Genomic DNA, 13,366 nt, shown 5'->3' with positions numbered 1-13,366 from the left:
TAAGTAGCTAAAGCAAAAATAATAAAAGTCGTTGCTTATCATTGCTGTCACATTTTTTATCTACTAAGTGGTGCAAGGATGTTGGCAGTATACAAAGAAAGTCACATAAAAAATAAGGGAAATGTCATGAAAAAAACACGCATATCGGTCGCGATACAGTCAGCTATGTTTAGCTCTGTTGTTGCTATCTCTGGTACTGCTTCAGCAGATGAAAACCAGTTGCTTGCCGAAGTAGAGGCACAGTCTGCTTCTGCTCAAAGTTCATCAGAAAAACAGGTAAAAGAAGAAAAGCCTGAAAAAATTACCGTTACTGGTTCTCGTTTAAGACGCGATAGTTTTAGTGTAGCTACACCATTAGCAACAATGGACAGAGAAGCCATTGAAGATACTGGTATCGGTTCATTGTCAGATATCTTAATTGATGAACTTCCTCAGTTATCAGAAGGTACAAGTAACAGTAACTCTCAATCAAGTGTGCAAAATACCGGTCTTTCAACGATTGATTTACGTGAATTAGGTACGAATCGTACCTTAACGTTAATTGATGGTCGTCGTGTTGTGTCTAACAGTTATAGCGGTAACTATGTCAGCTTAAGCACTATTCCTTCAGGCATGGTAGATCGCGTAGAAGTTATCACCGGTGGTGCATCAGCTGCGTATGGTTCAGACGCTATCGCAGGTGTGGTAAACATTATTACCAAAAAAGATGCTGAAGGTTTCTCATTTAAAGCACGTGGCGGTGAATCAACGGATGGCGGCGCGCGCGAATACGGTTTAGACATGGATTTTGGTACTGATATCGCTGATGGCCGCGGTAGCATTTTCCTTGCAACAAGTTATGACCGCGAATTCGGTTTAGATTTTGAAGATCGCAGCCGTGCGCAACAGCAAGATTCTTGGGATTATGATGATGATCTTATGTGTAATGTGATGCTAACAGAATCTGGCGATCAATGTATGCGTGATATTACTAAAGCTGATTGGCGTAGTTTAAGTGATTCTATCCCTGGCGGTGTTTTTGATGAAGAAAGTAGTACGCGTCCAGATGCTGGCTTTTGGTATGATCAAAACGGCTTACGTGATGACTGGCATGAAGAGCGTTATGGCATCAATACTAACCAATTTGTTATGTTACGTGTACCAGATGAAAAAGCGTCTGCGGCTGTAAAAGTTGATTATGATCTAACTGACGATACGATGTTCTACGGTCAGTTACAATATAGCTATAACCGTTCAATCAATGATAAAGCACCTGAAAGTGAAGATGAGTGTGATTTAATTGTAACCCGTGATTCGTCAACAGGTGAGTTTGGTGAAGACTGTATCGGTCGTATCCCTAAAAATAACCCATTTATGCCAGAAGAAATCCGCGATCAAGCAAGTTCAAGTGGCGTAAAATGGGATAGAAACTTTGCCGAAGTAGGTAACATAATTACTGATAATACCCGTCGAACGATTCGTTCGTGGGCCGGTTTACAAGGTACTATGTTCGATGGCGAATGGGATTGGGATTTATCCGTAGGTTTCGGTAAGTTCGAACAACGTCAACGTCGTTTTAATGAACTTTATGTTGCTAATGTGCGTAATGCCTTAGATGTAGAAAGTGACGGTAATGGCGGTTATCAATGTGTTGACGCGACTGCTCGCGGTGAAGGCTGTGTGCCGCTAAACATGTTTGGTGAAGGCGCTATTACTGATGAAGCGGCAGATTATATTCGTGCAAATCCAACCATCAACACTGATATTGAGCAATTCAATATGCTTGGTTATATGGCGGGCGACTTGTTTGAAATGCCAGCTGGTATGGTGTCTTCGGTATTTGGTTTTGAATACCGTAAGGATTCACAAGAAGTAAGCACAAATGTACCTGATGGTGGTGTAACGTTTAATTACGTGCCTGACTTTAAAGGTGATTTAAGTGTGGCAGAAGTATTTGCTGAAGCGGCATTCCCACTATTAAAAGATGTTGAAGGTGCGAAGAATTTATCAGCTGAAGTATCAGTTCGTTTGGCTGAATACGACTTAGACAACATTGATTTAGTACAAAGTTACAAAGCTGGTTTAGTATGGGAGCCTATCGAGGGTTATGCGGTTCGTGCAAACTGGGCTCGTGCGCAACGTGCACCAACCATTACTGAAGCCATGTCACCACCGCGTGGTGATTACGATTCGTTTGACGATATTTGTGATGGAGTCACTGCGACATCAACAGATGAAGGCCATGCAAATTGTCGACAAATTCCAGGTATTGCTGCTGAAATTGCTGCTGAAGGTGAATTTGAAGATGAGAATAGCGGTTATTCACCTAATGTGGGTAATGCCGACTTGTTTGAAGAAACGGCGGAAACCGTCACACTTGGTATTACCATGGCGCCGGCATTCTTAGATGGTTTTAGAATGGCGATTGATTACTATGACATTTCAATTGAAGATGCGATCACTTCTTTTGGCAATGAAGACATTATTGAATTTTGTTATAACTCATCACTAGCGTTCGGTAGTGATAACCCTTTCTGTAATGACGTACAACGTGATCCAACTGATGGCCAAATCATTGGTGTTATGCAACGTCTTTATAACCAAGATGAAATCAGTACCAGTGGTTATGATGTGGCAGCAGAATATCGTTTTGATTTAAATGAATATGGTAATGTTAAAATCAAAGCCGACTGGACTCATGTAATAAGTTATCAAGAAACAAAAACATCTCCTGACGGTCAATACACAACAGATTACACAGGTTCATTATCTGCTGACGTCTTCCAAGATGCGGCAAGTGCTTCTGTAACTTGGTACAAAGATAGCTGGCGTGTACGTTGGAGCATGAAGTATAAGAGCGATGTTGTTTCAAGTAAGTCGCGTTATGATGACTACTACGAACCACTTGATGCAGAAGGTAATGGTGGCGTGATCTCTGAGTATTATGCGGCATGTGCTGAAGATTCAACTGTATGTGTTGATAACCCAGAAAAACCTTACCAGTTATTCTTACCATCATATGTACGTAATGACGTGTCTGTTTCTTACAGCACTGATTTAAGCAGTGGTGCAGAATTACGCCTATTCGGTGGTGTTAACAACGTATTTGATAACAATGGACCATTTATCTTAGGTGGTAAAGGCAACTATGACAGCTCTTACGGCGGCGGAAAAGGACGATTCATTTATGCTGGCGCAGAAGTGAAGTTTTAATCAGCTTATAAATTCTCTCTGGACGAATCATTTTCACAAGGACGTGAAATCAAGCGATATGGACGTTATTGCTAAATGCAGCACAGGGATGTGTTTTTTATTTAAGATTTATAGGTATGAATATGTCTAATATCGGTAAATGGCTACTGATTGGGTTACTTGGAGCGAGTGCTTTAAGTTATGCAAAAGGTGATGAGCAATCGATGGTTGTTTCTGATGGGCCTTATATCAAAAAACAAAAGGGTGAGCTTTCTGTTGAGTGTGTTATTAACAGTCAAGCAAAACGCTACCAAGGATTATCATTTATTGCACGCATGCAAATTGATCACTGTGGTTACCCTGTAACGTTGTCGAATATTGACTTTATTGAAAAAACAACACTTATTTTCAACACCAAACAACGTGTTGTAGCAACAAGTGATTTTCATGGTCAATATGCGATCATGAAGCGTTTACTCCAAAGTAATGGTGTTATTGATCGTGATGGCAATTGGGCATTAGGTAAAGGACATTTTGTGATCACCGGCGATATTTTTGATCGTGGTGCCAAAGTGACTGAAATATTATGGTTTGTTTATCAGCTTGAACAACAAGCAAAAGCTGCAGGTGGTTATGTGCATTTATTATTAGGTAACCATGAAGTAATGGTACTTAATGGAAACTTGCGTTATTTACACCCTAAATACATTGACGTTGCCAGAATACTTGAAACACCATTTGAGTTATTGTTCGATAAAGGTTCTGTGCTTGGCGACTGGTTAAGAAGTAAGCCTGTATTAGTAAAAATAAACAATATGTTGTTTGCTCATGGTGGCTTTCATCCTGAATTAGTTGAACAAAAGCTTACTCTAGCAATGATCAATAAAAGCTTTAAAGAAAATTTAGTAGAACGAGAAATTACTGGGCCTAGAGATGACTTAGGTCAGTTCATGCATAAATCTAAAGGGCCTATTTGGTATCGAGGTTTATTAAAAGATAATGGTGCAACATCTGCTGAAATTGATTTATTGCTTAAGCATTTTGATGTGGAACACCTAGTTGTTGGTCACACTTCACAGAAAGAAGTGCTGACAAAACATCAAGGTAGAGTTATTGCAATTGATTCAAGCATCAAGCGTGGTCAATATGGCGAAGTGTTAATTGTAGATGGCGATAAAAAGTGGCGTGGCACATTAGATGGTAAGCAATTACCGTTAAAAAACCGCGACTAAAGTGATAGCCCTGTTCAGAAGGGCTACCTTATGCAGCCTCACTAGAAGAAAAATCAAATACTATGTGAAGATGAAACGTCAATAATATTTTTGCTATACTGTAAGAGCAAAATTGAACACTAGGATGCTTTGTTGTTGTTAAAAGTTATTGGCATATTGTTTGTTTCACTCGCAGCCCTTGGCGCAGTGTTACCTCTTTTACCTACCACGCCATTTTTGTTGGTGGCCGCGGCGTGTTTTGCAAAATCGTCGCCTCGCCTTTATAACATGTTACTGGCTAATAAAGTATTTGGTCCATTAATTTACCACTGGCAACAATCTAAAAGTATCCCTAAAAGAGGTAAGGTCGTTGCTTTGGTTTCAATTGTATTTGCAGCCAGTTGGTCTGTGTATGTAATGGACAATATTTGGTTGAAAATTCTAGTGGTAGCATTAATTGCAGGACCATTCATTTTCATATGTAAGTTGCCGATAGCAGAGGGTAATCATCCATTAAAGTAAATACCAATTTAATTAAATTGGTATTATTTGATCATTCCTAGTTTATGCTTCGGTATGTTTTGGCTTTCAGCCTATTTATAGAGAGGCGTACTACCAATACTGAGTAACAGTTTAGCTAAGTGCTTTGTTTACTAATGCTGCTAAGTGCTCAGGCAACGTCAATTTCAAGGCTATTTCATGGCTCTTGTCGGACATTTTTCTCCATGTTTTTTGCAAGATAGAAATTACTTTTTCATCGCTATGTTTTTCAGCAAACGGTGCAAAGTAATGTTGTAAAAACACCAAGCATGCAACATCTTCGAGTGTTTGGCTGTCTTGATCTCGTTTTAACTTTTCTTTTCTAATAATTTTAGCGGTGTGTTCAGCTTCTTGCTCATTATAACCATGTTCTAGCATAATCTTTTTGGCTATATCAGCGTGCATTTTCCCTAACTCTTTTCGCCAAGTAAGATAGCCTTGTTTACCTGTAGGATATTCGGAGCGTGCTATATGCCAACGTTTTACATGTTGCGCACGTACCGCTATTTGTAAACATTCATTGGCATTTGGCCAGTACTTATTCAAACAAGCAGTCATTTGGTGACCGTAAACTAACTCTTTAGCAATACTTTCTTGATTGATGGTGAGCTTATTTGGATCTTGGCGGTTGATTTTATCAATAGCGGTGAAAACGTGCTGACAACGATCGGAATTCATATAGACGCTCTGCAAACGGGAAGAATATATGGATGATATCGTTTTCGAGCATCACTGCAAGTTTTCGTTTCTAAAATTATCGACTATTTTATATAGATTGATGATAAGTTTGTGTTGTTGTTAATCAGCGAAATGCGTATAATGCTCTCCCGTCTTGTTGAGGCGGCATTAGCGCAATATTTCGTAGCACTTTCTTGCTGATTCAACACACAAAAACGCAAATTTTTCTAATTTTCCTGATTCTGGGTAACGCATGACAACTAGATATATTTTCGTAACCGGTGGCGTTGTATCGTCTCTTGGTAAAGGTATTGCGGCAGCATCTCTTGCGGCAATTCTTGAGGCACGTGGCTTGAAAGTTACGATGTTAAAGTTAGATCCATATATTAATGTTGACCCAGGGACAATGAGCCCCATTCAACATGGTGAAGTCTTTGTTACAGAAGATGGTGCTGAAACTGACTTAGATTTAGGTCATTACGAGCGCTTTATTCGTACCAAAATGACAAAACGGAATAACTTTACTCAAGGGCGCATCTATCAAGATGTACTTGCGCGCGAGCGTAGAGGTGAGTATTTAGGTGCAACTATTCAGGTAGTTCCACACATTACCAATGATATTAAACGTAGAGTGATCGAAGGCGCTGAAGGTGCTGACATTGCGATGGTTGAAATTGGCGGTACGGTTGGTGATATTGAGTCACAACCATTTTTAGAAGCAATTCGTCAGCTTGGCACTGAACTAGGGCGTGAACGTGCAATGTTCATGCATTTAACCCTTGTTCCTTACTTAGCTGCCTCAGGTGAAATTAAAACTAAACCTACGCAACACTCTGTAAAAGAGCTTCGCTCTATTGGTATTTTCCCAGATTTATTGGTCTGTCGTAGTGAAAATGCAATACCGGCAAATGAACGTGAAAAAATCGCATTATTTTGTAATGTAGCAGAGCGTGCGGTTATTGCGATGCGTGATGTAGACTCAATTTATAAAATTCCAGCTATCTTAAAAGAACAAGGAGCTGATGAATTAGTAACGAAACGTTTTGGTATAGACGCGCCGGAAGCTGATTTATCTGAGTGGGAAAAAGTACTGTATCAAGAAGCGAATTCTATCAGCGAAATTAGAGTTGGCATGGTAGGTAAATATATCGAGTTACCTGATGCCTATAAATCAGTGAATGAAGCTTTAAAACATGCAGGTTTAAAGAATCAACTGAATGTTAAAATTCAATATATCGATTCTCAGAATATTGAATCAAAAGGTACTCAACAGTTAGATGATTTACACGCAATTTTAGTACCTGGCGGGTTTGGTGAACGTGGCGTTGAAGGGAAAATACTTGCTGCACAATACGCCCGTGAAAATAAAGTACCTTACTTAGGTATTTGTTTAGGTATGCAAGTGGCCTTAATTGAATTTGCTCGAAATGTAGTGGGCATGGAAGATGCGCACAGTACTGAGTTTAATCAAGCTACGCCATATCCTGTTGTGGGTTTAATCAATGAGTGGCTAGACGAAGAAGGCCAAATGGAATACCGTGATGAAAACTCAGATTTAGGCGGTACGATGCGTCTAGGGTCACAATTGTGCCACTTACTGAAAGGTACCAAGGTATGCGACGTATATGGCAGTGAAACAATTTATGAAAGACACCGTCACCGTTATGAGGTAAATAATAACTACAGAGATAAAATCGGCAAGGCTGGTTTAGTTTTTTCTGGGTTATCTACCGATAAGAGTTTGGTTGAGGTGATAGAAATTCCAGATCACCCTTGGTTTATTGCAGGACAATTTCATCCGGAGTTTAATTCAACGCCTCGAGATGGACATCCGCTATTTGAGAGCTTTATTGCGGCTGCTTACGAGTACCGTAAAAACAAATCAAATAAAGCATAATCTTTTTAAAACCGTGGCTCTTGCTGCGGTTTTGTTTTTTTAACACTTACGTTTACTTTTGTCGATGTAAGTACATTATTTATAATTAGCTTGTTCATAGGCTGTCATGAACAATGAGTCAGAGGAAAAACAATGTCAAATATCAGTAAAGTGATTGCACGTGAAATAATGGATTCACGCGGTAACCCTACCGTAGAAGCAGATGTATTTTTAGCATCAGGTGCTTGGGGACGCGCTGCAGCGCCTTCTGGAGCGTCTACTGGTTCACGTGAAGCACTTGAATTGCGTGATGGTGACAAATCACGTTACTTGGGTAAAGGAGTATTGAAAGCGGTTGCAGCAGTCAATGAGAGTATTGCTCCTGCACTGATTGGTAAAAGTGCATTGGCGCAAGCTGAAATAGATCAAACGATGATTGATTTAGACGGTACTGAAAATAAAGAAAAATTTGGTGCGAATGCTATTTTAGCCGTATCGCTTGCTAATGCAAAAGCAGCAGCAATGGAAAAGAAAGTACAATTGTTTGAACATATTGCAGACTTAAACGGTACATCTGGTCAATATTCATTACCTTTACCTATGATGAATATTTTAAATGGTGGTGAGCATGCAGATAATAACGTTGATATTCAAGAGTTTATGATACAGCCAGTTGCTGCTAAAAGCTTTACAGAAGCACTTCGAGTTGGCGCTGAAATCTTTCATGCATTAAAAAAAGTGTTATCTGCTAAGGGCATGAGCACAGCCGTTGGTGATGAAGGCGGTTTTGCACCTAATTTAGAGTCTAATGCTGATGCATTAGCTGTTATAAAAGAAGCAACTGAAGCGGCAGGCTATGAACTAGGTAAAGATGTTACGCTAGCGATGGACTGTGCAGCATCAGAATTTTATGACGCTGATAAAGGCATTTATGATCTTAAAGGTGAAGGCAAACAATTTTCTGCTAATGAATTCTCTGATTTCTTAGCAACACTGTGTGAACAATATCCTATTGTATCTATTGAAGACGGTTTAGACGAATCAGACTGGGACGGCTTTGCTTACCAAACCAAATTACTTGGTGATAAAGTACAAATCGTTGGTGATGACTTATTCGTTACCAATACTAAAATATTAGCCCGTGGTATTGAGCAAGGCATTGGTAATTCAATTTTGATCAAGTTTAACCAAATAGGTTCGTTAACGGAAACTTTAGCGGCTATTAAAATGGCAAAAGACGCTGGTTTTACTGCTGTTATTTCACATCGTAGTGGTGAAACTGAAGATGCAACCATTGCTGATTTAGCAGTTGGTACTGCAGCCGGTCAAATTAAAACAGGTTCGTTATGTCGTTCCGACCGTGTGTCTAAGTACAACCAACTATTACGAATTGAAGAGTATTTAGGTGATAAAGCAATATTTAACGGTTTATCTGAAGTAAAAGGTCAGTAATCTTTTGCTATGTAACCTGAGCTCAGGTTATGTACCCTTAGGCTGAATGATAGAAAAAGCCATAGGTTTAAAGGTTTATTAAAAACCACGTTATTGATCACTCAGTAACGTGGTTTTTTTGGTCTATTAAAAAGCATCTGTTCAACTTTATTTTTGGATAAGATGAACGTCGCGTTGTGGAAAGGGAATTTCTATATTCGCTTCTCGTAGCGCTAAATAAATGGCTTTATACGCTTTGAACTTGTTTTCATATAAATACTCTGTTGGTGTCCAAATACGTAAAGCAATATCAATTGAGCTATCGCCAAATGCTTCAATACCTATTTGAGTCGCTTTAGTACCACCTGAAATATCTAAATTTTCGATGACATTTTCTAATAAAGTGATAGTGGATATTGGATCCTCTTTATAGGCAATCCCAACAGTAAGATCCAATAAAGAATCATCTTTAGAATTGTGTAATATCTCGCCAACGATATGCTTATTAGGAATGGTAATCTTTACGTTGTCTTTATCGGCAATAATGGTATAAGCAAGTAATACTTCTTTAACCACACCTGTTACCCCTTGCACCGTAATTGTGTCGCCGACAACAAATGGTCGAATTAAAATAATATTAAACCCAGCCGCATAGTTTGACAGTAAGCCTTGAAGTGCTAAACCTGCACCCAATGAAATGGCACCGATAGCAGCAATGAATGGCGTAACACTAATGCCAAGTTTTGCTAAAGCCACGATGGCAATCATAATGACAATCAGCATCTTTGCTGTGTTTGATAAAAATTGACTAAGCGTGATGTCTAATTGGTGTTTTTGACATAACTTTAATACAGCATTAGCAATTTTCCCCGCTAATATATAGCCAATAATAAAAATGATAACAGCGCCAATTAATTGAAAGGTGTAAGTGGTAAAAAACTCAACGGTTACTTGGTAAGCTTGGGTTATTAAGTCAATTTCGTTTTGCAGTAATTGGCTTGGATCTAACCCATTCCCCGTTGCTGCTGAATTATTACTGGGTTCTTGAAAAAGCATGATTATTCCCTTGTATTTCAAAAGATAAAGCAAAGTAATTTTAAAGCTAGTGTAAACGAGATTTTAAAGTGAAGCGATTAAAAACAGATACAGACATTCGCTAAAGTAGCAATTTATCTTTCACTAACAATCAAGTATGCTTAAAGTGTGAACAAAATAGGGTGTAGAGTAATAATTTTAGCTTATGACTGAGCAAGTATCTTTATGGCAAGATGAATCACAGTCAGCAGACTTTGCTGAGCTTTGCTGTGCTTTATATGAGCGAGAAATTACATCGCTATCTAGAATGCAGTTAGACTCAGCAAGCGCGATTCAAGGACGCTTAAAAAGCCTTTCTTATTATGTAAAGCGTACTGCATCGAGTATGCTACAAACGAAAACACCGCTTACGTTAGATATTCAAAATGCCAGTTGGTCTGCAAAGCAATCTATCCACCCCCCTCTTGCAGGGCAAGAGACTGATGAAGTTAATCAATGGTATTTATCTGCGCCCTTAACGCATGGTTTAGTGGTTCCTGTGGCTGATGAGTCTCGTATAATGCTTGATTCAATTGATCGTATCGATATGGAAAACCAAAGGTTTCGAACCAATACCTTTGGTTGGTTTACACTTGATGGACCACAGTCTCAACCGATAAAATTATTAAAACCCAATAAAAAAGTGATGACAGCTGCCTGTACAGGGCATACTTGGTTAAATGATCAAAAGACAATACCAACAATGCCAACATTAAGAGAATTGTTACTGTCATGTGCAATAAATTGGCGTAATTTCAAGCAAACCCTAACAATTAAGCCTTGAATTCGTGCTTGCATGTTTACAGCAGGTTAATCGCATTTATAATAATGCTATCTTTTTAAAGGTTGTTTTCAATTGATGCGTTTTATCTCAGGCATTTTGCTTATATTTTTAATTATGCTGCAATATCGACTTTGGCTCGGTAAAAACAGTGTGCCTGATTACCTTGCTCTAGAAGATGAAATTGCCAGACAACAAGCTGATAATGATAAATTAAGAAAGCGTAATAAACTGCTTTATGCTGATACCGATGATTTAAAATCGGGTGTTGAAGCCATAGAAGAACGTGCACGAAACGAACTAGGCATGATAAAGCAAGATGAAACGTTTTTTCGCATTATTACTAACAAACCCAATAAAGGCTAGCAGTTAGAATGCCTAAAATTCCTAAAATTGTTGCTGTGATTCCTGCAGCTGGTGTTGGTAAGCGCATGCAAACTAATTGTCCTAAGCAGTATTTATCGATAGCTAATAAGACCATTTTACAACATACCGTAGACAAGCTTGCTAGCCATCCTAGTATCATATCAATTGTTATCTCGGTGAGTAAGTCCGATCAATACTTTGCTTCAACACGATTAGCAGAACACCCAAAAGTAAGAGTTGCAAATGGTGGCAAAGAGCGAGTTGATTCTGTACTGAATGGGCTATGTGCCATTGAAGATCAAACCGTTGACTGGGTTATTGTACATGACGCTGCTAGACCTTGTGTCACACATCAAGACATTGATCTGCTGATTGAACAATGTCTTTTACAACAAACGGGTGGACTATTAGCAATACCTGTTAGAGACACGATGAAAAGAAGCTATGTTGAAGACAAAACAGCTTTCGTTAAAAAAACGGTAGCACGCGAACATTTATGGCATGCATTAACGCCGCAAATGTATCCTGCAAAGTTATTAAAAAATGCCATTGAACAAGCGCTCATCGACGGTGAAACCGTCACAGACGAAGCATCAGCGATTGAACTGGCCGGCGAATCGAGTTTATTAGTACAAGGAAGAGCGGATAATATTAAAATTACTCAACCGGATGACCTAGCAATGGCAGAATTTATTTTATTAAAACAACAGGACTACTCATGCGAATAGGACATGGCTTTGATGTACACAAATTTGGTGGTAAAGGGCCTATTGTGATGGCTGGGGTGAAAATTCCTTATCATCAGGGCTTTCTTGCTCATTCTGATGGAGATGTTGCTATACATGCCCTTTGTGATGCGATATTAGGTGCGTTGTGCTTAGCTGATATTGGTAACCACTTTCCAGACACTGACAATCAATATGAAAACATTGATAGCAGAATTTTATTACGTCACGTAGTAGGCTTAATGAATGAGCATGGCTTTAAATTAGGTAATGCAGATATCACAATTGTAGCGCAAGCACCGAAAATGGCGCCTCACTTAACCGATATGCGCGAAATTCTATCCATTGATATGAACTGTGCTATCAATCAAGTTAATGTCAAGGCAACCACGACCGAGAAACTTGGTTTTGTTGGAGAAGAACATGGTATTGCTGTTCATGCTGTCGTGTTATTGGTGTCTAATGAGCAATAATTTGATGAGCCAATGGCGATACCTTTTTGGCAAACCAGAAATAACAGGTGATTTACGTACACAGCGTGAAGACTTTAAAGTTTTCGAAATATTACCTTTTTTACCCTCAGGTGAAGGCGAGCATTTACTTATTCATCTTAGAAAAACAGGGCTCAATACCACGTTTGTTGCCAAACAACTTGCGAGTTTCTTTAACGTTAAAGAAAGCTTAGTCACTTATGCTGGATTAAAAGATCGGTTTGCAGTGACTGAGCAATGGTTTGGTGTACACCTACCTGGTAAAGCAATAGACAACCTTGATGAATTGGTGATTAATGGCGTAGAGATATTATCGTTTCAGCGTCATAATAAAAAGCTACGTATAGGGGCACTGAGTGGTAATCGTTTTGAAATAACGTTGAGAAATATCAGCGATATTGTTAAGTTGCAGCAGCGTTGGCAGGCGATAAATCATTTTGGTGTGCCAAATTATTTTGGTGAGCAACGCTTTGGCATTGACGGTGAAAACGTCAATAAAGCGCGTGAACTGTTCTCTGGAAAGAAAGTGAAAAATAAAAAAATGCGGGGGATATATTTATCAGCTGCACGTTCATTTATTTTTAATCACCTTGTTTCATCGCGTATAGAACATGAGCAGTTCGATCACCTACAAGTTGGTGATGCGTTAATGTTGTCGGGCACACAATCAGTGTTTAAGGTTGATGAAGTTACCCCCGATCTTAAGCAACGTTTAGCTCAAGGTGATGTTGACCTAACTGCGGCAATGTGGGGAAAGGGTGAATTATTTAGTGTCGCAACAATAGCAGCACAGGAACAAAAAATAGCGGCGTTACATGAAGATTTATGCCATGGCTTAATAAAGCATGGCTTAAAACAAGAGCGTCGACGAATCAGGTTAATGCCACGTGATTGCCATATTCAAGTGGACACTGAGAAAAAACACGCAGTACTTACTTTTTCGCTTGATGCAGGATGCTTTGCTACTTCAGTATTACGTGAACTTTTGTGTTACCAAGATTTAACCGTTAGATAGAGTAGTA

General features: G+C 39.1%; 12 protein-coding genes. 10 read left to right on the top strand and 2 right to left on the bottom strand.

All coding sequences use genetic code 11. From position 1 onward, the window contains the following. Positions 1-126 precede the first annotated feature (126 nt). The 3 genes from BI291_RS02235 (at position 127) to BI291_RS02225 (ending at position 4,904) form a co-directional block, all read left to right on the top strand. Positions 127-3,192: a TonB-dependent siderophore receptor gene (locus BI291_RS02235; RefSeq protein WP_083601839.1), complete on the top strand. Its 3,066-nt coding sequence runs from the start codon at positions 127-129 to the stop codon at positions 3,190-3,192. Between the two features lie 122 nt (positions 3,193-3,314). Next, entirely contained in the window at positions 3,315-4,403 is a 1,089-nt protein-coding gene (locus BI291_RS02230) for a metallophosphoesterase (RefSeq protein ID WP_074496049.1), read from the top strand. Between the two features lie 132 nt (positions 4,404-4,535). After that, on the top strand, positions 4,536-4,904 hold the full coding sequence (locus tag BI291_RS02225; protein ID WP_254849507.1) for a YbaN family protein: 369 nt from the start codon (positions 4,536-4,538) through the stop codon (positions 4,902-4,904). A gap of 111 nt (positions 4,905-5,015) precedes the next feature. Here the strand turns inward: BI291_RS02225 and BI291_RS02220 are convergent, their stop codons facing one another. Continuing rightward, positions 5,016-5,600: a DUF4202 domain-containing protein gene (locus BI291_RS02220; protein WP_074496045.1), complete on the bottom strand. Its 585-nt coding sequence runs from the start codon at positions 5,598-5,600 to the stop codon at positions 5,016-5,018. A gap of 253 nt (positions 5,601-5,853) precedes the next feature. Here BI291_RS02220 and BI291_RS02215 point away from each other — a divergent pair, with 253 nt between their 5' ends. Beyond that, entirely contained in the window at positions 5,854-7,497 is a 1,644-nt protein-coding gene (locus BI291_RS02215) for a CTP synthase (RefSeq protein WP_074496043.1), read from the top strand. 132 nt (positions 7,498-7,629) lie between these two features. Further along, on the top strand, positions 7,630-8,928 hold the full coding sequence (eno, locus tag BI291_RS02210) for a phosphopyruvate hydratase (protein ID WP_074496041.1): 1,299 nt from the start codon (positions 7,630-7,632) through the stop codon (positions 8,926-8,928). A 147-nt stretch (positions 8,929-9,075) separates the two neighbouring features. Here eno and BI291_RS02205 read toward each other — a convergent pair whose 3' ends face one another. After that, on the bottom strand, positions 9,076-9,963 hold the full coding sequence (locus BI291_RS02205) for a mechanosensitive ion channel family protein (RefSeq protein ID WP_074496039.1): 888 nt from the start codon (positions 9,961-9,963) through the stop codon (positions 9,076-9,078). Positions 9,964-10,147: 184 nt separating this feature from the next. On the opposite strand from BI291_RS02205, the gene BI291_RS02200 reads away from it, so the two are divergent. The 5 genes from BI291_RS02200 (at position 10,148) to truD (ending at position 13,359) form a co-directional block, all read left to right on the top strand. Continuing rightward, positions 10,148-10,765, top strand: coding sequence for a hypothetical protein (locus BI291_RS02200; RefSeq protein ID WP_074496037.1), 618 nt, complete (start codon positions 10,148-10,150; stop codon positions 10,763-10,765). Positions 10,766-10,840: 75 nt separating this feature from the next. Then, positions 10,841-11,128, top strand: coding sequence for a cell division protein FtsB (gene ftsB, locus BI291_RS02195; RefSeq protein ID WP_074496035.1), 288 nt, complete (start codon positions 10,841-10,843; stop codon positions 11,126-11,128). An 8-nt stretch (positions 11,129-11,136) separates the two neighbouring features. Further along, entirely contained in the window at positions 11,137-11,856 is a 720-nt protein-coding gene (ispD, locus tag BI291_RS02190) for a 2-C-methyl-D-erythritol 4-phosphate cytidylyltransferase (RefSeq protein ID WP_074496032.1), read from the top strand. Beyond that, positions 11,847-12,326 (top strand): 2-C-methyl-D-erythritol 2,4-cyclodiphosphate synthase, encoded by a 480-nt coding sequence (gene ispF / locus BI291_RS02185; protein WP_074496030.1) that lies wholly within the window; start codon positions 11,847-11,849, stop codon positions 12,324-12,326. The genes ispD and ispF overlap by 10 nt, the downstream gene beginning before the upstream one ends. Then, the gene (truD, locus tag BI291_RS02180; protein ID WP_254849506.1) at positions 12,316-13,359 is read left to right on the top strand and encodes a tRNA pseudouridine(13) synthase TruD; all 1,044 of its coding nucleotides are present in this window, start codon (positions 12,316-12,318) and stop codon (positions 13,357-13,359) included. The genes ispF and truD overlap by 11 nt, the downstream gene beginning before the upstream one ends. The last annotated feature ends 7 nt before the right edge of the window (positions 13,360-13,366 follow it).

This window comes from Thalassotalea sp. PP2-459 (assembly GCF_001913705.1).
Classification (GTDB): Bacteria; Pseudomonadota; Gammaproteobacteria; order Enterobacterales; family Alteromonadaceae; genus Thalassotalea_C; species Thalassotalea_C hakodatensis.
This window is presented reverse-complemented; position numbering and strand designations above follow the sequence as displayed.